The sequence below is a fragment of the Alteromonas sp. ABV4_515 genome (assembly GCF_056160345.1).
This window is the reverse complement of sequence record NZ_JBSWWZ010000005.1, coordinates 246723-265354: the sequence shown is the minus strand read 5'-3', so window position 1 is coordinate 265354 and position 18632 is coordinate 246723. Positions and strand designations below refer to the sequence as shown.

General features: G+C 46.9%; 15 protein-coding genes. 11 read left to right on the top strand and 4 right to left on the bottom strand.

What is annotated here, in order from left to right:
- Positions 1-256 precede the first annotated feature (256 nt).
- Entirely contained in the window at positions 257-2950 is a 2694-nt protein-coding gene (locus ACXAGX_RS13385; RefSeq protein ID WP_070125228.1) for a TonB-dependent receptor, read from the top strand.
- 106 nt (positions 2951-3056) lie between these two features.
- On the opposite strand, the gene ACXAGX_RS13380 is transcribed toward ACXAGX_RS13385, so the two are convergent.
- Positions 3057-3575: a hypothetical protein gene (locus ACXAGX_RS13380; RefSeq protein WP_474819670.1), complete on the bottom strand. Its 519-nt coding sequence runs from the start codon at positions 3573-3575 to the stop codon at positions 3057-3059.
- Between the two features lie 143 nt (positions 3576-3718).
- Between ACXAGX_RS13380 and ACXAGX_RS13375 the strand changes: the two genes are divergently transcribed.
- Genes ACXAGX_RS13375 through ACXAGX_RS13365 form a run of 3 tightly spaced genes read left to right on the top strand, consistent with a single transcriptional unit; the run spans position 3719 to position 8423 of the window.
- A complete protein-coding gene (locus tag ACXAGX_RS13375) occupies positions 3719-4276 on the top strand; it encodes a TetR/AcrR family transcriptional regulator (RefSeq protein ID WP_474819674.1) in 558 nt (185 codons plus the stop codon).
- Positions 4273-5370, top strand: a complete 1098-nt coding sequence (locus ACXAGX_RS13370) for an efflux RND transporter periplasmic adaptor subunit (protein ID WP_474819677.1) — start codon at positions 4273-4275, stop codon at positions 5368-5370. Before ACXAGX_RS13375 ends, ACXAGX_RS13370 begins: the two co-directional genes overlap by 4 nt.
- Complete coding sequence (locus ACXAGX_RS13365; RefSeq protein WP_474838913.1) at positions 5367-8423, top strand: efflux RND transporter permease subunit; 3057 nt, start codon at positions 5367-5369, stop codon at positions 8421-8423. The genes ACXAGX_RS13370 and ACXAGX_RS13365 overlap by 4 nt, the downstream gene beginning before the upstream one ends.
- Positions 8424-8482: 59 nt before the next feature.
- Here ACXAGX_RS13365 and ACXAGX_RS13360 read toward each other — a convergent pair whose 3' ends face one another.
- Together ACXAGX_RS13360 and ACXAGX_RS13355 are read right to left on the bottom strand one after the other, a co-directional pair.
- Positions 8483-10801 carry a YgiQ family radical SAM protein gene (locus tag ACXAGX_RS13360; protein WP_474838911.1) on the bottom strand — a complete coding sequence of 773 codons (2319 nt, stop codon included), beginning with the start codon at positions 10799-10801 and terminating at the stop codon, positions 8483-8485.
- 171 nt (positions 10802-10972) lie between these two features.
- Positions 10973-11425 (bottom strand): hypothetical protein, encoded by a 453-nt coding sequence (locus ACXAGX_RS13355; RefSeq protein WP_474838909.1) that lies wholly within the window; start codon positions 11423-11425, stop codon positions 10973-10975.
- Positions 11426-11598: 173 nt separating this feature from the next.
- Between ACXAGX_RS13355 and ACXAGX_RS13350 the strand changes: the two genes are divergently transcribed.
- From ACXAGX_RS13350 to ACXAGX_RS13335, 4 genes are all read left to right on the top strand, one after another.
- The gene (locus ACXAGX_RS13350; protein ID WP_474838907.1) at positions 11599-12063 is read left to right on the top strand and encodes an EVE domain-containing protein; all 465 of its coding nucleotides are present in this window, start codon (positions 11599-11601) and stop codon (positions 12061-12063) included.
- Positions 12064-12122: 59 nt separating this feature from the next.
- Positions 12123-12326 carry a hypothetical protein gene (locus ACXAGX_RS13345; protein ID WP_474819693.1) on the top strand — a complete coding sequence of 68 codons (204 nt, stop codon included), beginning with the start codon at positions 12123-12125 and terminating at the stop codon, positions 12324-12326.
- 49 nt (positions 12327-12375) lie between these two features.
- On the top strand, positions 12376-14289 hold the full coding sequence (locus ACXAGX_RS13340) for a DNA/RNA helicase domain-containing protein (protein ID WP_474838905.1): 1914 nt from the start codon (positions 12376-12378) through the stop codon (positions 14287-14289).
- Between the two features lie 325 nt (positions 14290-14614).
- A complete protein-coding gene (locus ACXAGX_RS13335; RefSeq protein ID WP_474838903.1) occupies positions 14615-15520 on the top strand; it encodes a hypothetical protein in 906 nt (301 codons plus the stop codon).
- A gap of 113 nt (positions 15521-15633) precedes the next feature.
- On the opposite strand, the gene ACXAGX_RS13330 is transcribed toward ACXAGX_RS13335, so the two are convergent.
- Positions 15634-16503, bottom strand: a complete 870-nt coding sequence (locus tag ACXAGX_RS13330) for a hypothetical protein (RefSeq protein ID WP_474838901.1) — start codon at positions 16501-16503, stop codon at positions 15634-15636.
- A 269-nt stretch (positions 16504-16772) separates the two neighbouring features.
- Here ACXAGX_RS13330 and ACXAGX_RS13325 point away from each other — a divergent pair, with 269 nt between their 5' ends.
- From ACXAGX_RS13325 to ACXAGX_RS13315, 3 genes are read left to right on the top strand one after another with little or no spacing between them, the layout of a single operon-like run.
- A complete protein-coding gene (locus ACXAGX_RS13325) occupies positions 16773-16973 on the top strand; it encodes a helix-turn-helix transcriptional regulator (RefSeq protein WP_474838899.1) in 201 nt (66 codons plus the stop codon).
- The gene (locus ACXAGX_RS13320; RefSeq protein ID WP_474838897.1) at positions 16966-17454 is read left to right on the top strand and encodes a helix-turn-helix domain-containing protein; all 489 of its coding nucleotides are present in this window, start codon (positions 16966-16968) and stop codon (positions 17452-17454) included. Before ACXAGX_RS13325 ends, ACXAGX_RS13320 begins: the two co-directional genes overlap by 8 nt.
- Entirely contained in the window at positions 17444-18544 is a 1101-nt protein-coding gene (locus ACXAGX_RS13315; protein ID WP_474838895.1) for a tyrosine-type recombinase/integrase, read from the top strand. The genes ACXAGX_RS13320 and ACXAGX_RS13315 overlap by 11 nt, the downstream gene beginning before the upstream one ends.
- The last annotated feature ends 88 nt before the right edge of the window (positions 18545-18632 follow it).

Sequence of the window (18632 nt, the reverse complement as noted above, 5' to 3'; positions counted from 1 at the left end):
AACAACGAAGCATGTTCTGAAAAGTGCCGGCGATAAATAGGTCGCAGGTCAAAGTAATAACAAACAGGCGAAGCACAGCCTACTGAATCGCTTTTTAACATAGCAGCTGGTCAACGTACGCCCTTTATCGTTAATCAGTAGCCAGAGAAGCGACGTCAGAACCTTGGAAAAGCACAAGGTGAGAAGAAGATATCAAATTGACATATCTCCGACCTTCTACAAACAGGCTTTTCCGGATAAAAACGGAGAAACAACAATGTACCCTAAGAAAAAGCAACTCGCAGCACTTGTAACACTCGCGCTTTCCGGCGCTCAACTTCACGCCCAAGAGGTGTCAGAAAACCAGACCACTGGTGCAGATGATATGGAAGTGATAGAGGTTTCCGGCTTCAGAGGCTCACTGAACAAATCTCTGATGGAAAAGCGTACGTCGGTAAACAGTAAAGAATCTATCGTTGCTCAGGATATTGGTAAATTTCCTGATCTGAACATTGCCGAGTCTCTGCAACGTGTTCCCGGTGTTGCTATTTCCCGTGAAGGAGGGGAAGGTCGCCAAATCACCTTACGTGGCCTGAGCCCATCATTTACCCGCACCACACTAAATGGCATGGAAGTACCTGCAAGTACAGACGGCACCGATTCCGGCGGTGGTGTTAATGGCGGTCGTGGTTTCGACTTTAATATCTTCGCATCTGAATTGTTCAACCGAGTAGACATTCAGAAGTCTCCCACCGCTTCCATGGAAGAGGGCGGTATTGCAGGTACAGTAGACATGTATTCTGCGAAACCGTTTGATTACGATGGCTTCAAGTTTGTGTCGTCGCTGCAAGGTGGCTATAACAATATTGCTGATGAAGTTGACCCGCGTGCTGCATTTATGGTGAGCAATCGCTTTGCAGACGATAAAGTGGGCGTGCTGTTTTCAGCTGCATTTTCTGAGCGAACAGTGAGACAAGAAGGTTACGGTACTGTGCGCTGGACCACACCGGTTCGCGATGGCGGCGGTATTTTTGCAGACACGTCTAATACCGTAGTGACAGGCTCACCGGATGTGGGCGATTGTCAATATAATGATGAGGCGGTTGATCCCGTAAACTGCTTATGGACACCACGTCTTCCGCGCCCGGATTATTTCGGTAACGATCAAGAGCGTACAGGTTTCACAGGCTCACTGCAGTGGGCACCAAACGATGATCTAACGCTAACCCTCGATGGCTTGGTTTCCAAACTGGAAAACACGCGGACAATGTATAACTTCTTCCACATGTTCCGTAGTACCTTCAGTGAAATTACCCCAACCGCGATTACTGTGCATCCAAATGGACAACAAGTGGTGGCCGGAAGCTACGACGGTATCCGCTCTCGTATAGAAAGCCGTCTGCAAGAATCATCCACCGAGTTCAGCCAGTTTGTATTGTCTGGTAAATGGTTTGTGAGCGATAACATTCAACTGGATATGATGGCAGGTACGGCTGAGTCGGATGCTCGCTCAGAACAGTATCGTTACAACATGACTCTGCTTGAAGACACCAGTTTTGGTTTCGACTTCAGCAACAATGCGAATGCGCCAACCGTCACCTATGGTTACGATATCAACGACCCGGCGAACTACAATTTAAGCGACGGACGCTTGCGTGCTACAGATGTACTGCGTGAAAACGACACCGTTAAACTTGATGCAACTTTCCTTGCTGACGACGTAACCGTTAAAGCCGGCTTGGCCTATAACGACCGAGTTGTGTCTTACAGCGAAGAACAAATTAATGGTTTCCCTGATCAAGACTCAGCCGTTGGCTTTGCTCACATGATGCCCGTTGATGACTACGGCAGTGGTTTCGATGGCCCGCTTGAGCCGTTCCTGGTAGCCGACTTTGGCGCAATCAGCGACCAACTGCTTACTGTTAACTGGTCGCCACGTACTGCGCAAAGCTGGCAGGTGGGCGAACAGACCACCGCCGCTTATGTTGAAATGAACGCTGGCTACGACATCGCTGATATGTACCTGCGCACCAATTACGGTGTTCGCTATGTGAAAACAACCACGACTTCCGAAGGCTTTATTCAGGGCGAAACGGTAGAAATTGAAAACGAGTACAATAACTTCCTGCCAGCCGTTAACCTGGCGCTGGAAGTGAATGATGAACTGATTGTTCGTCTTGGACTTACCCAGTCAATGACCAGACCGGGCCTGAACTCGCTGAACCCAGGTAATCCTTCATTCGATTACACCAACGGTTCAGTAAGCGTAGGTAATCCATTCCTCGACCCGTTCACGTCGAGCAACGTAGACTTTGGTGTGGAATGGTACTTTGATGACGAAGCGCTGTTCGCAGCAACCGTGTTCTATAAAGATATCGAGAACTGGATTGTTCGCTCATCAGAAGAGCGTCTGGTTGATAGCGCCTATTATGGATTTATCGATAACGACCCGCAGTTCGACCCGGTCATCGCGCTAGACCCTCGTACTATTCCGTACGAGCACAGTAGCCCAATTAACGCGGAAGATCGCAGCATCAGTGGTTTCGAGTTAATTTACCAGCAGCCATTTAATTTCCTGCCTGGCCTACTGAAAAATATGGGGGTTGTTTCAAACTACACCCATGTGAATGCGGATAACGTAGAAGGGATGAGTGAAACGTCTTATAACTTTACGCTTTACTATGAAACAGACGTTTATGGCGCACGTGTATCAGTTAACAAGCGCGATGATTATCTGACCGACTTCACCGGCAGCAACGGTAATGCGGAGCATGGTACCACGGGCCCAACCCAGGTAGATTTCTCTTCATTCTATAACGTGAATGATGAACTGACGTTAACCTTTGAGGTTATTAACCTGACCGATGAATATGAGCGTTTATTCACAACTGGTGACGGTTCGCTGAATCTCATGCGTGAATACAATCACACAGGCCGACAGTTCTTCTTAGGCGCGAGATACACGCTGTAATTAACGGATTAGTTTTTGGCAACCCGGTGGCATTAGGTTTTTCACGGTGCTCCGGGTTTTTTCGTTGGTTACCAATGAAGTGGTGAGTATCACGCTTTTCCCGCGCTTAACTCCGCCATACCCAGTCTTCATGATGTAAACCCAGTAACGCAATAAAGTGCTCGTAGTCTTTTTGTCCCATCGCCATCGCCACCGTTTTGAACTGTGTTTTTGCCCGGGTAGATTTGGTTTGCAGTAGATGCAGGCGCTTCTCTGAATGGGTATCAAAATAATCATCCAGAATGCCGTGAATTTTGGTTTGCGCATCCCAGTATTCCAGCACATAGCTAATTAAACGCTGATAAATACCGATCAGAATTTTGTCTTTAAACGTGTGTTCTAGCCCGGCGCTTTTTACCGCGTTGTGAAAAGAGGCAACGGTTTCGTATTCCGCTTTTTCATTTAACACAGCCAGTGCTTTCTCAAGACTACTTAAAAGCCGAATGTGCTCAGGTGAGGCATAGGCATCATGCTCAAGCATTTCGATGTCTGAGAGCAGAATGTCTATATTAACTAATTGCCGTTGCGTGGTTGCAATCATAGCCGCGAAGAAATTCAGATAAAACAGTAAACAGCAAGAATACACGAATCCGCCCTGGTTTGTGAATCACACCTGTTTGTAATCTCACATTTACTGATCTGTAGCGTTAAATGCAGATCTCTATTTGACAGCGGCAGCAATTTACTATAAAAACCGACCGGTTGGTTTGTAATTTTAGTGGAGTGCGCATGTCGCAATCAAAATCAGATTCATCAAGAAAGCGAATTCTCGATGCTGCAACACAAATTGCTTTAGAGCGAGGCCCGAAACAACTGACGTTAGATAACGTGGCTAAGCAGTGTGGTATGAGCAAAGGTGGCCTGATGCATCATTTTAAAAATAAAGATGCGCTTTTGGCGGGCATGGTCGAAGCCATGATTTCACTGTTGATGACAGACACAGAAGAAACACAGCAACAGCATGATGACGGGTTAGCCATCACCACATTATTGCGTAGCAGGCAGCGCCATCACGAAAAGATTGCCATGTATCAGGCAAAAATTCTGCTGGTTGCCGCGGTAGAAAATCCAGACCTGCTAAAACCCATGCAGGAACTGATGAAGTGTAAGAAACAAGAAATTGAAAGCCAGGATGCCATTGATGAGAGCACCTTACTTTGGCTAGCAGCAGATGGTCTAAGCTTTCAAGAATTAATGGAAATCAGTCCGTTTGATGAAACAGAGCGAATTGCCATTCGTCAAAAACTGATAGCAAAAGCGGTTGCCTTAGAGGAAGCAAAACAATGAAAAACCGGATCAGCATTAATCGTTTAATGACAGTAATGCTTACAGCACTTGTTGCACTAAGCGCTTGCAGCGATGACAAACAAGGCGAGCAGCAAAAGCAGCCACCTCTGGTACAAACATTTACAGTAAGTGCCAACGATCAAACCGTTGTACGCCATTTTGTTGCCCGGGTCGATGCATTAAGCACGGTTGATTTATCTTTTCAGGTTGCTGGCCGCATCAACCGTTTAGCTGAGCGTCAGGGCGTTGTGATCCCGAAAGGAGATTTGCTGGCCGCACTGGAACCGCAGGATTACGAATTATCGCTTAAACAGGCTGAAGCCAGCTTCCGCAAGGCAAAGTCTGATTTTGAGCGTGGCAAGCAACTGCAGCAAGACAAATATATTAGTCAGAGCGATTTTGATGGGCTGGAAACCGCCTATGAAAATGCCGAGTTGGCGGTGGAAAATGCCCGATTGAACATTGAGTACACCGAATTACATGCCCCTTTCGATGCGTTGATCACCAATCGTCTGGTTGAGAAGTTTTCCTATGTGCAGCCTAACCAGTCGGTGTTGCGGGTACAGAATATTAATTATTTGCGGGTTCATGTGAATGTACCGGAACAATTGATGCGTTATGCCGTTGAAGAAAACCCGGTATACCAGGCTTTTCTCGAAGATGAGAACGGCGAACTGATCACCAATGAAAACGACAAGCCAGTTACTTTAAGTTATCTGGAACACAAAACGGAAATCAATGCCGCCACCCAAACCTATCAGGTGACATTTAAACTCCCTCGACTGGATTCCATGGATTTACTGCCGGGTATGGCACTCACCGCACGCATTGTGGTTGCCAATCCGGTTGGGCCCGCAGGCTTCTGGGTACCATTGTCGGCAGTCGATTCTTCGGGAAATGCACCCTTTGCGGTTTGGCTAATAGAAAATGACACGGTTCATTACCAACCTGTTGAAGTGGGCATCATGCGTGATGATCAGGTGCAAATCGTCAGTGGCCTTCAGCCGCAAACCAAACTGGTAGCAGCAGGTGTTGGCAGTTTGAAAGACGGTATGTCGGTGCGTGAGTTTACTAACCGGAACAACGCGCTATGAGAATTGCCACTTACTCAATAAACAACCCCGTAACCGTCTGGTTGCTAATGGTCATCTGCCTGGTTGGCGGTGTACTTGGCGTGATTAATATTGGCAAACTGGAAGATCCGGCATTTGCGGTGAAAACCGCTATTGTTACCACAAATTACCCTGGGGCCACGGCAGAGGAAGTTGAACAGGAGGTGACAGAACCACTGGAATCGACGATTCAGCAGTTGGCGACACTGGGCGATATTACGTCGCGCTCGTTGCCCGGCCAATCGCAGATAACGGTAGAAATCCGCGACGATTTTAACTCTGACAACTTGCCGCAAGCCTGGGACGAATTGCGCCGTAAAGTCAGTGCTGCTGCCATGCGGTTGCCTTCGGGCGCTAACTCGCCGGTGGTGAACGACGACTTTGGTGATGTGTACGGCATGTTCTATGCGGTGGTGGCTGAAGGCTACAGCAACCGCGAGAAGCAGCAATTGGCAACGCGATTGCGCAGAGAAATTCTGACTGTGCCTGGTGTCACGCAGGCTCAGCTTGCGGGTGTGCCAGAAGAAACCATTTATGTTGAAGTGTCGCAGGAAAAACTGGCGAGTCTGGGCATTTCTATGTCGAGCATTGCGCAGGTTTTCCAAACCGAAAGCGCCATTGCCAATGCGGGGAGCATGCGTCTGGGAGAGCGTCGGGTGCGTTTGGTCATTCCCGCCGGTGACGATTCTGAAGAAACGATCCGTAAACTGAAATTTGGTGTGCCTGGCACCACAGAACAGCTGCATGTTGGCGATATTGCCCGGGTGTACCGGGTAGAGTCTGAAACGCCTTCTCAGGTTGTGCGTCATAATGGCCAAGAGGCGTTCACGCTGGCCATTGCCGGACGAAGCGATCAAAACATTGTGGATATTGGTCATGCAGTAGAAGACCACCTGACTGAACTTCGTGAAACGCTGCCGTTGGGCGTGGATATTCTGCCCATTTACGAGCAGCATATTGTGGTCGATACCGCAATCAGCGACTTTTTGGTGAACCTTGCAGCGTCTGTTGCCATTGTTGTCGCGGTATTGCTTTTAGTGATGGGATGGCGTGTAGGCGTAGTGGTGGGCAGTACCTTGTTGTTGACGGTACTTGGCACTGTGCTCCTCATGTGGATTTTTGAAATTCAAATGGAGCGAATATCCTTAGGCGCATTAATAATTGCCATGGGCATGCTGGTAGACAACGCCATCGTGATCGCCGAATCCATGCTGCTGAATATGCAAAAAGGCCAGGCGTCTACGGAAGCGGCAGAAGATGCCGCACAGCAAACGCAGTACCCTCTGCTGGCGGCCACGGTCATCGGTATCCTTGCCTTTGCAGGTATTGGGTTGTCGCAAGATACAACCGGCGATTTCATGTTCTCGTTATTTGCCGTTATCTGTATTTCGTTGTTGCTAAGTTGGATTCTGGCCGTTACCGTCACGCCGCTGTTAGGCCACTATTTCTTTAAGCAAGCAACAAACGGTGACAATGGTGAGATGTATAACTCAACCGGCTACCGTTTTTATCGTGGCCTGTTAGGCTCGGCACTGCGGTTCCCCAAACTCACCGTTTTGTTGCTGGTTATGCTGACAGGGCTTAGTGTTGTTGGCTTCGGGTTAGTGAAGCAGTCGTTCTTCCCACCATCGAATACGCCTATCTTTTATATCAATTATACTTTACCTCAGGGCAGTGATATTCGGGCGACAGAAGCCGATATCGCCGCTATTGAAAAGCAAGTACTGGCCCAAGACGAGGTTGTGAACGTATCGAGCTTTATTGGTATGGGGGCAAGTCGCTTCATGTTGACTTATTCGCCGGAATTACCCAATCCTGCGTTTGGTCAGCTCATTGTACGTACTCATAATAGAGACGAAATTCCGGCTGTAATGCAGCGGTTAAACGAAGACATTCGCCAACAACATCCGCAGGCTGAAGTTTTCACTCAACGGTTGTTCTTCGGACCTGCAACGGGCGCGAAAATTGAAGCACGCTTTAAAGGCAGCGACGATGAAATCTTACGCGAATTAGCAGCTAAAGCAGAAGACATCATGCGTTCGACCCCATCGGTAACTGATATTCGTCAGGACTGGCGTCAGCGCGAATTTACAGTGTACCCGGTTGTGGATGAACAAAAAGCCAAAATTGTCGGTTTGTCTCGTACTGATATCGCTGATGCGACTGAGTTCGCCACCGTGGGTAAAACCGTTGGCGTGTATCGTGAAGATGAGCAACAAATCCCCGTGGTTATTCGTCCGCCCGTGTCAGAGCGTCAAAGTATGCAATGGCTGAAAGACCGTTTGATTTGGAGCGAGGTGCAGCAAGATTTTATTCCCATCACACAGGTGATTAAGTCGTTTGATGTAGAAGCCCACAACGGCGTTATTAAACGTCGAAACAGAGTGCGAACCTTATCAGTGTTGGCGGAACCAGCCGATGGCTTTACTGCGGAAGAAGGTCGTAAACAATTGGCGCAGGCGCTTGCTGAGCTGGATATGCCCGCGGGATATGAACTGGAGTGGGGCGGTGAGTACGAAAGTTCTCGTGATGCACAAGCCGCACTTGGGCAACAATTGCCGGTAAGCTTTCTGTGTATGATTTTGATCACCGTGCTGCTGTTTAACGCGGTTCGTCAGGCGCTGCTTATCTGGTTCATTGTGCCCATGGCCATTTGTGGCGTAAGCGCGGGCCTTATTCTTACCGGATTACCCTTTAGCTTTACTGCACTGCTCGGTTTGCTGAGTCTGTCTGGTATGCTGATAAAAAATGCCATCGTGCTGGTGGATGAAGCCGATTTGCGCAGAAAAAAGGACGGCCCTATTCGTGAAGTGATCGTAGGCGCAAGTCTCAGTCGTGTACGACCAGTTATGCTTGCCGTGTTAACTACCGTACTCGGTATGATCCCGCTGCTGTGGGATGCATTCTTTGCCAGTATGGCAGTAACGATTATGGCGGGATTGACTTTTGCCACCTTACTCACGCTGGTGGCGGTACCTGTTCTGTACGAATTGTTTTTCAGTAGTAAGTCTGAACCAGCAGAAAAAAGGGCATAAAAAAACGGCCGTGATGAAGTAAATCATCACGGCCGTTTATCCACGTTTATACCCCAGTGTTATTGCTGGCGGGAACGCGATTTTCCTGGTCTTCCCGGCTTTCCGCCACCGGCGGTTACCTTTTTACCATTGCTGCTACCATTGTTGTTTCCATTACGATTGCCGTTACGGTTCTGACGACCTTCGCCGTTGCCGTTTGCCCGTGTTCCGTTACTGCCTGAGGAAGGCTTTTTACCTTTTCCTTTGCTGTCGCGAAAACCTTTCGGCGGCAAACCCGTGTGCTTTGTCAGTGCCCGTTCACCGCCACGGCCTTTCTTCGCTTTCTGGCGTTTCTCATCTGCCGTTTCAGGCGGAACCAGATGCTGTGGACCACGACCAATCAAGTCTTCGCGGCCCATTTTGCGCAAGGCTTCGCGGATCTGCGCAAAGTTCTTTGGATCATGATAACGCAACATAGCTTTGTGCAGACGGCGGTGAATTTCACCTTTGGCCGACGGCACGTCTTCGCTGTCTTTGTTCACCTTACGCAGCGAGTTCACACCCGAATGGTACATGGTAGTGGCCGTTGCCATCGGCGACGGGTAGAAGTTTTGCACCTGATCTAACTTAAAGCGGTTCTCTTTCAGCCAAATCGCCAGATTCAACATGTCTTCGTCGGTGGTACCAGGATGAGACGCAATAAAATAGGGGATCAGATACTGCTTCTTACCGGCTTCTTCTGAGTACTTATCGAATAACTCTTTAAAGCGATAGTAGCTGCCCATGCCCGGCTTCATCATCTTACTCAGCGGGCCATCTTCAGTGTGCTCAGGGGCAATTTTCAGGTAGCCGCCAACGTGGTGCAGTGCCAGTTCTTTTACGTATTCCGGATCTTCCACGGCCAAATCGTAACGTACACCTGAGGCTATCAGCACTTTCTTCACGCCAGGCAGTTCCCGTGCACGGCGATATAAATCGATAGTGGGTTTGTGATCGGTATCCATGTGCGCACAAATTGACGGGTACACACAGGAAGGACGGCGACAGGTTGCTTCCGCTTTCGCGCTTTTACAGCGCAAACGATACATGTTTGCCGTAGGGCCACCAAGGTCGGAAATCACACCCGTAAATCCGGGGACTTTATCGCGGATTTCTTCAATTTCACGAATGATTGAATCTTCGGAACGGCTCTGAATGATGCGGCCTTCATGTTCTGTAATCGAGCAGAACGTGCAGCCGCCATAACAGCCACGCATGATATTTATCGAGAAACGAATCATGTCGTAAGCCGGAATTTTAGCGTCACCGTAAACCGGGTGAGGCACACGCTGATACGACAAATCGAAAACCGCGTCCATTTCATCGGTTTCCAGCGGCATGGCCGGTGGGTTTATCCAAATATGGCGGTCGCCGTGACGCTGCATTAACGCGCGGGCACAACCTGGGTTTACTTCCTGGTGCAGAATGCGTGAAGTGTGGGCGTAAAGTACCTTGTTGTCCTTTACCACTTCATAGGCAGGCAGTTTCACATACACGTGTTCCCAGGGCTTTCTGCGTTCTACCGGTTGAATAACAATGGGTTTCGCCTCTGGTACTTCAGAAGACGTTTTATCTTCTTTGTCACACTCAGGTAATTCCTGATAGGGCGAGTGAATAGGATCGATTTTGCCTGGGCGATCTAGCGACGTGGAATCCACACCTTGCCATTCAGGTAAGGCTTCTTTCACAATAACCGCGGTGCCGCGAACATCACGGATGTCGGTAATGTCTTCACCTGCTGCCAATCGGTGGGTAACTTCAACCAGTGGACGTTCGGCGTTACCGAAAAACAGCATGTCGGCTTTAGAGTCGAACAATACCGAACGGCGCACCTTTTCCGACCAGTAGTCGTAGTGAGCAATACGGCGCAGGCTAGCTTCAATGCCACCTACAATAACTGGCACGCCTTTAAAAGCTTCACGACAGCGCTGAGAATACACGGTTACCGCGCGGTCAGGGCGCTTGCCGCCCACGTTGCCGGGCGTGTACGCATCGTCGTGACGTAACTTTTTGTCTGCCGTATAACGGTTAATCATGGAGTCCATGTTGCCGGCCGTCACACCGAAATAAAGGTTCGGTTTGCCCAGCTTCATGAAGTCGTTTTTGTTGGTCCAGTCAGGCTGAGAAATAATGCCTACACGGAAACCGTGGGCTTCTAGAACCCGGCCTATGACGGCCATGCCAAAACTTGGGTGATCCACATAGGCATCGCCCGTCACCAATATGACATCGCAGCTGTCCCAGCCAAGCTCATCCATCTCCTCCCTGGACATGGGTAAAAAAGGCGCAGTGCCGTAACATTGCGCCCAATATTTCGGATAAGAGAAAAGGCCTCGATCAGCCTTGATGGTAGCTTGCATGACAATCAACCGATGACGACGTAAAAAGGGGAATTATAACAGTTCCAACGGGGGCGCGGATAGTTAAAACTAAAAAAGCGTGCCGCGGTTGGGCACGCTATTGCCGTAAAAGCGGCAAACACTGTCGGTGGTGGGCAACATCGGCGAGCACGACATACAACGGTGAAGCGCTTACGCCTGAGTATTAATACCAATGCTCGCGGTGAGCTGATCAGACAACTGGCTGCTTGCCGCGCCCATTTTTGCCGTATTGGCGTAGGTATCGGCGGGGGCTTCAGCAGGACGCAGCGGAGGCTGTGAGGTATTCGATTTCATCGACTGAAACTGTTCATGTTTCTGCTGTAAAAATTCAGCCAAATCAACACCGTTTTCTTCGGCAAACGCTTGCATGGAAGCCGGCGCCGACGCGGCGAGGGTGGCTGCATCGAATTCGCCGGATGCTTCCATCTCCATAATGCTTTCCATAAACGCTTTTACTTCTTCGCTTTCTCCAGATTCCCCCATGTATTCAGACAGTTCGTCTTGAGGGGGCGGTGGTGGCGGTTGACGGTTAATGCCATTGGTACCCGATAGGTTGTTAATTGAAGTGCTTTGCATTGCACTGTTAAAGGATGAGATTTCCATAGCTTTGCTCCGGTTGTCGTGCCTCTATTGACACACCGTAAAGGTAGCAACCCACATTCCTGCTACTGTCAGGATTACGTAAAGCTTTGCAAAGGCGCAATTGACGTAGGGTTTAGCCGCCGTTGGTGCTTCTGTGGTAACATCGCGACAAGAAAAACGAAAGAGAAAAAATTATGGCTTATTGGCTATTTAAATCTGAGCCTGACGCGTTCGGCATTGATGATCTTGCTGCCCGGCCAGAGCAGACAGAACCTTGGGACGGGGTACGCAATTATCAGGCGCGTAATTTCATGCGTGACGAGGTGAAAGTGGGCGACAAGATATTTTTCTATCATTCGAGTTGCAAAGACGTGGGTATTGCAGGTGTAGCTGAAATTACCCAAGCTGCTTACGCCGATCCCAGCCAGTTTAATCCGGAAAGTAAGTATTTCGACCCCAAGGCATCGCCCGACAATCCGCGTTGGGTGTGCGTGAACGTCACCTTTGTGGAAAAATTTAAACGTGTGCTGCCATTGGCAAAAATTAAAACCATGCCCGAAATCACCGAACTCGGCGTGGTGAAAAAAGGGCACCGACTGTCCATTATGCCGGTTCAGCCTGAAGAATGGGATGCCTTGTATCAGGCGGCGAAAGGCTAGGGCATAATCAAATCTCGGTACGTATGTAACGTTCGAAACTAAATCGACTGGATGTGGTAATGAAAAATAGTATTTTATTCATCTTACTGATGTTAATCGCTGCGCCTTCTTTTGCAGCCACGGGTACGACTTATATCGGTATGATTATTGTGGTGGTATTCGTCACTGTCATGCTTATTCTTTATTACATGGTGGTGTACGGTTCAGACAAAGGGGATGCTGACAAAAAAGACGGCGTTTCAACTGATCAAGAAAATAAGTAAATAATGGCAATGCGCGAATGGATGAGCGCAAATAAATAGGATGCAAAGAATGGACTCTTCAACAGGATGGTGTGGCACATGGAAAGCATTTTTCGATGTGGATGAAAGGGCTTTTTTAGAGCAGCTTGTTCGCTTTCATTCCAGCTTGTCTTGGACAGAAACCCTCGGGGAGCCTCAGAAAAAGGCGTGGCAGACAGAGCACCACGTAATGAAACGCACGCTAACGCATGTTTGCGAAGCGTGCGGTTTTGCTCCTGATAAGGCATGGATTTCATTTGAGCAGGAGCTGGTGGGTGAAGGAGGCAAGCGTGCTGCAGACGTAAACCTTGTTCTACCTACGGGTGATTTGTTCGTTGTTGAATTTAAACATAAATCTTCAGCGAGCGAGCATGAGATATGGCGAGCTCAGTATGATCTCAATACCATGCTTCGCTTTCACAGCGAGTCTATTGGGTTAAAAGGACATTGTTTTTTAGCTTTGACTAAGAAAGGTGCCACACGGTTCCAAAACCAGCAAGTCGAGTGTGATATAGCCGAAAACGGGTTTTTACCTGTGCTATCTGATGCATTGACTAGCGCGCTTCGTGAACCCCATGACGCCTACGATATACATCAATGGCAAAAAGGCGACTTCTACCGACAGCCCAGTATATTGCATGGCACAGTCCAAGTGTTCTTCAACGAAACCCTGCCAACCTTAAAAACCAATGCGGGTAGAAATATTGAAGAGGCGAGGGATAAATTAAAGCAGCTTTATGAACATGCAAAGGAGCACCGCAAACGGTACGTGGTAGTGGTACACGGCAGACCCGGGGCAGGGAAAACCCTGTTAGGTATAAGTGCCGTTGCCGACTTGATTAACACGTATGGAGCCGAGTGTTGCAAACCCCTTTTCCTTTCCGGTAATGGACCTTTGGTGCAGGTGCTGCAATACACATTAGATTTTCATGGTAAGCATATAAATAAGGACACGCCCCTTGATGGTCGCGTGCTCATTCAGGGGTTAATCAACTTTAAAAAAAGATTGAAACAACACCCGCGGCGAAACGAAATTGAAGAGAATTTTGTGGTATTCGATGAAGCCCAGCGTGCCTGGGAAAAAGTGAATAGCCGCGATGACAATGCGGAATCAGAGCTTCACCTTTTTTGTGATTGGTTAGCAACCAAAGAATTTGGTGTACTCGTGCTGCTGGTGGGCGACGGCCAGGCTATTCATCAAAACGAAATGTCGCTGGAAAACCTGTTGTCAGCACTGGATGACGCGCTTTACCGGCATCAAGATAAAATTACCGCCATCGTACCGAATCTTAATGCGCACCATTTAAAAAAGGTGCAGGTCTGTGAAAGAGACGTTTTCAACTTAAAAACGCCAATTCGTCAGGCTTACACAGAAGATCTCGATCGTTGGATTGAGGCTGTGCTAAACGGCAATGCGTCGCAAGCAAAGGCGGTAGCGCATTCGCTTATCTTGGATTACCCGCTCAAGCTCACAAAAAGCCGATTAGATGCAGAAACCTTTGCTCGTGAACATATGCAAGTTCTGCATCAAGACAATAAAAAATCAGATGCATTCCGAATGGGATGGCTGATGTCGAGCAAAGGCGGCAAATTTCTCCCGGAGGTTAAAGCAAAAGATGCAAACCTGGTTGGCCCCTGGTATGTGGAACCACCGACGTCCAAACACTCATGCTGTCAGCTAAATTCAGCCTGCACTGAATTTGCGAGCCAAGGGCTCGAACTTTCTCTCGCCTTGCTCAACTGGGGGAACGACCTCGTTTTTCGAAACGGCCAACTCTCACTCTCTCAACAACAGCGGCATCGCCGCGAGCACGATCACTATACCTATGGCAGCTACCGCGTGCTGCTTAGCCGCGGTAGAAACGGCTTAATCATTAAATGCGATGACAATGAGACGTTTGAATTCTTACTTACCTGCGGCATGGTATTGTTGGAAAAGCAGTGATTTTGTTGAGTGGTTATTTCTGCAGATAAAGAAAAAGACGCCCTAGGACGTCTTTGACTTTGAATTGGTGGGCTGGCGTAAGTTGAATTAATCCAATAAGTGATTGTTTTAAAATAGTTATATGCAACTTGATTTATGTCTGTGTACCCTTCGGTGTACCCATGATTTAGCCTTATCCGTATTTTTTTCAAAGTTACCTCTTATTTCTGCCATAATTCCGCACTCTGCAATTCGGCTGTGTATCGCTCGTGCTCTGGTATCGACTACTACGATTGTTGTAGTTCGTGTTAGACGTGCGGTGTAGTAGCTTTCGACAAGGTTTTTCATGAGCAAATTATTAAAACTAAAAAAATATCTCCCTCTTACTGATGCGACGAATTATTTGTCCAACGTCTTAGAGGAGCAGGTTTCATTGGCAGACTTATATGGGCTTGCATTAGATGGTCATTTGGCAATCTCAATACGCTTTCCTGAGCAGACTTTCGCTACGGAAACGAATCTGGTTTCAGATAAAGATTCCGGAGCTAAACAAGCTAAGGCGGAGACTGTTCTATCAGCTAGCACTGAAAAACGGATTCACTACATTAATGGGGCCTATGACCTGGCGATGGTTGGGTTAGAGAAGTATGAAATCAGGAAGCTTCATCAGCTGGAAACCGGTGGCCCAGTTCCAGCGCTAGCTGAAATGAACGGTTACTTTATCAAAGATGACGGTCACGTATATCAATTACTGGATTCTCTTCCTTTATCTAAAAACGATGAAATGCAGAATGCCGTTGAGAAAGAGCTTGAAGCCCTGCTGATTTCTAAGGGAACTTCAGTTCAAAGTTTGCTCGAAAATCCTAGCGCTATATTTGAGCATTTCGATAGTGAAGAGATTGAACAAGTAATGGGACTTCTCAATCCTTTCGAAGTGGAGCAGGATGGCACTTATCTGTTTTCACTAGAAGATACTAACCATCAATTTGTCATTAGGCGTGAAGAACTAGATCGTTTTATCGTTTCACTAGACCAGGCACAGGTGGAGATGACGGAAGAAAAGGGAGTACATCCGCCAGAAAAAAGAAGTTATCTCAAGTTTATCGGTATTCTTTTACATGCTCAGAAGATAGATCCAACTCAGAAAGGGATTTCGTCTGCCGTCAGACTCATGAGTCAGCAAGCGGGAATCAGTCTTTGCGACAATACTATTCGGAAAATCCTCGATGAAACTACGGATGTATTGGACTGAGATGACAGGTTAGTGAATGCATGGCAGATAAAAAAAAGCAGAACTGGTAGGCTTTAACAGTTCTGCCCTTATGAGCAGATAAAAAATTCAGTATTAAGCTTAAGCCATGTGCATTATGAAGACATAATTTGATTGCTGCGACCAAACTGATAGCGTCTGCAACCCAATGCTAAAATGGAAATGCCAAACAACGCCAAGGTCGCTGGAGCGTTCACAGTCACCGCGTTTGACATGCGTTCTTGGTTAGTTAAAACAGCATTGCCATAGCCCCAAATCCCACTAAAGTTAAATATGTTCTCATCTCTGAGCTGATAGTTCTGATATTCGAAATACTGTGTGTATCCCTCTATACCAAATGATACCGTCACAGGATATTCTGCAAGAAAATTGGTGAAATCTGTAAGAGTAGATGCGGTTGGATCTTCAGCATCTAACATGTCGAAATATTCATGTGCACTGAAACTAAAATACGTGCTGTATAGCTTCTGAGTCTCAGTATAACTCCCAATATTAGGGTCACCAGATATTGTCGATTCTGTAATAGTAGTAACATTTACGTTGAGATTTGAGCCGTTCTCTATCATATCTATTCGGCCTTCGGGCTTAAGGTCGAAGAGAATATCAGTGAAATAAAGCCTTGATGATTCATTAGCACTTGGAGAATGGAAGCTCATTATTTCATCTAGCAAAATACTATCATATCCATATGAGAACGAGTTAGAGTCAAACTGTGTGTTTGTTGATACGTACCGAGAAACTTCGTCTTCCATATCTACATTTGAATAAAATTCGCCGTTTGCCAGATTTAAATCATAAATAAGCTCGAACTTCATCGGCCCAGGGAATGCGTTGCTATCTATGTAGGTGAATTCGTTTCCCTGATGATTTAAAGAATAATTGTTTATTGTAAATTCTTGAGTGAGTAGGTCAGCATGCAGACCAGATGACGTCAGCGTCAGTGCAAACAAAGAAAAATTACGCATTAATTTCGCTCCAAACTACGCTCAGCCCTTAAAAGTGGCGGCTGAGTACATCCATGAAAGTCGCACTATTGTGGACGTAAAGATTTTGCAAATCAACTTGCTATACCTTCACTTCTAATTCCTCGGCCTGATCTAAGTCCGTTTGTGCGGCGCTCTATTTTGTCATTCATAAAAACTCATATGAGTTTTTGCTTTTCTCATATGAGTTTTTGAGCCCGACTTTCGTCGTAACCTCTCGGTCATCCCATAACAGACAAAGAGGACTCACTATGTCTCATAAAATCATGCGGTTACCGGAAGTCATTCAGATAACAGGTCTATCGCGAAGCACAATCTATTTACGTATGGCCAAGGGAAGTTTCCCGCAAACCATTTCACTGGGAGAGCGCGCAGTTGGATGGCTGCTAAGTGATATCGAAGCATGGCTTGATGCTCGCGTTGCTGCGTCTAAGGTGGTTGATCATGTCTAGACGTAACACCCCCAGCCGAATAAAAAGTAATCGTAACTATACGGTTATTGATGTTAGCGAAACGCTCGGCGTTCATCCTAAAACGGTGCGAAATTGGATTCGTGTTGGTCTACCAGTTGTAGATTCAAAACGTCCGCTCTTGATAAATGGTTCCGATCTGAAAGTTCATTTTAAGCAGAAGCGCAGTGCGATCAGATTCAACGTTGCTAAGCATGAAATGAGCTGCTTTCGATGCCAGGGTGCTATGAGACCTAACATTGAATCTGTTCAGTTTGTTGAGCAGCCTGCAGGAATGGCTCTCATGAAAGGTGTCTGTGATGAGTGCGGATGTCGAATGAATAAGTATGTCTCTTGGCGAGATGTTCATGAAATCTGGCTAGAACTCAAGGGTAAATTACCGATAGCACAAAAACACATAATCCTAAGGGAACAAAACCTCTTAAATTATCCTTTTGACGGAGTTTCTACCGATGAAAAATAATAGTACAAATAATGCTCGAATTATCTATGAATTTACTAAGTATCTTAAGGAAGCTAAGCGACTGGATGACTCGACAATAGATGGTGCACTCAAATCGATTAATCGCTTTGAGGAATTTACTGGATACATCGATTTCAGGAAGTATCGGGCCAAGCATGCCATCGGCTTTAAGAAACACTTACTAAATAAAAAGTCTCTTGTTACAGGCGAAAAGCTGAGCAAGGCAACAGTACTCACAGCGACTCGTCATATGAAGATGTTCTTTCAATATTTGGTAACGCAAAAAGGTTACCGGACTAAGATCAATTACAGTGATATTGAATACTTCAACTTGTCTGAAAAAGACACTCGAATCGGTAACACGAAGCGAAAAAGAAATGTTCCAAAGATAGATCAGGTTATGCAAGCTCTGGAAGGTATGCCCAGCTCAACGGCCATTGAAAAACGAGACAGGGCTTTACTGGCTTTTGTGATTCTTACGGGAGCAAGGGACGGTGCGGTAGCATCAGCTAAGATAAAGCATATTGATATCGAAGAGCAGAGTTTTTATCAGGATGCGAGAGATGTGAATACCAAGTTTAGTAAAACGTTTATAACCTACTTTTTCCCAGTCGGCGAGCTAGCGTTCAACATTCTGAAAGATTGGATGGACTATTTAGTGCTGGAGCTGGGGTACAAACAAAATTCACCATTGTTCCCGAAAACTAAGCTAGCTCACAATGCTAGTCAGCAATTTGAAGCAGTAGGTTTGCTGGAGGAACATTGGAGTAATGCTAACCCAATACGCAAAATATTTGGGCAAGCTTTTGAAGCAGCAGGGCTACCTTATTTTAATCCACATAGTTTCCGAAATACTTTGGTGCGGCTCGGAGAAAAATTATGTCGTACACCAGAGGAGTTCAAAGCGTGGAGTCAGAACCTAGGACATGAAAGTGTTCTCACCAGTTTCTATAGCTACGGAGATGTACCTGACTACAAGCAAGCAGAGTTATTGCGGAAATTGGCTGAACCAGCAGAAGGAACTCCATCAGACATGGAAGAACAGTTCAGGCAATTTATGCAGTTTCAGGAAATGAAGAGAAGCGCGTAAATTTCCGAAGAATAACGTTATTTGGCTGGTATCAATAAACATTCGTATATTGATACCAGTATTTTTATGACTGAAAGGGTATCATTAA

Excerpts from the sequence above, each read along its gene's own strand:
- ACXAGX_RS13385 (WP_070125228.1), top strand. The coding sequence starts at position 257 with ATGTACCCTAAGAAAAAGCAACTCGCAGCACTTGTAACACTCGCGCTT.
- ACXAGX_RS13375 (WP_474819674.1), top strand. The coding sequence starts at position 3,719 with ATGTCGCAATCAAAATCAGATTCATCAAGAAAGCGAATTCTCGATGCT.
- ACXAGX_RS13370 (WP_474819677.1), top strand. The coding sequence starts at position 4,273 with ATGAAAAACCGGATCAGCATTAATCGTTTAATGACAGTAATGCTTACA.
- ACXAGX_RS13365 (WP_474838913.1), top strand. The coding sequence starts at position 5,367 with ATGAGAATTGCCACTTACTCAATAAACAACCCCGTAACCGTCTGGTTG.
- ACXAGX_RS13360 (WP_474838911.1), bottom strand. The coding sequence starts at position 10,801 with ATGCAAGCTACCATCAAGGCTGATCGAGGCCTTTTCTCTTATCCGAAA.
- ACXAGX_RS13355 (WP_474838909.1), bottom strand. The coding sequence starts at position 11,425 with ATGGAAATCTCATCCTTTAACAGTGCAATGCAAAGCACTTCAATTAAC.
- ACXAGX_RS13350 (WP_474838907.1), top strand. The coding sequence starts at position 11,599 with ATGGCTTATTGGCTATTTAAATCTGAGCCTGACGCGTTCGGCATTGAT.
- ACXAGX_RS13345 (WP_474819693.1), top strand. The coding sequence starts at position 12,123 with ATGAAAAATAGTATTTTATTCATCTTACTGATGTTAATCGCTGCGCCT.
- ACXAGX_RS13340 (WP_474838905.1), top strand. The coding sequence starts at position 12,376 with ATGGACTCTTCAACAGGATGGTGTGGCACATGGAAAGCATTTTTCGAT.
- ACXAGX_RS13335 (WP_474838903.1), top strand. The coding sequence starts at position 14,615 with ATGAGCAAATTATTAAAACTAAAAAAATATCTCCCTCTTACTGATGCG.
- ACXAGX_RS13330 (WP_474838901.1), bottom strand. The coding sequence starts at position 16,503 with ATGCGTAATTTTTCTTTGTTTGCACTGACGCTGACGTCATCTGGTCTG.
- ACXAGX_RS13325 (WP_474838899.1), top strand. The coding sequence starts at position 16,773 with ATGTCTCATAAAATCATGCGGTTACCGGAAGTCATTCAGATAACAGGT.
- ACXAGX_RS13320 (WP_474838897.1), top strand. The coding sequence starts at position 16,966 with ATGTCTAGACGTAACACCCCCAGCCGAATAAAAAGTAATCGTAACTAT.
- ACXAGX_RS13315 (WP_474838895.1), top strand. The coding sequence starts at position 17,444 with ATGAAAAATAATAGTACAAATAATGCTCGAATTATCTATGAATTTACT.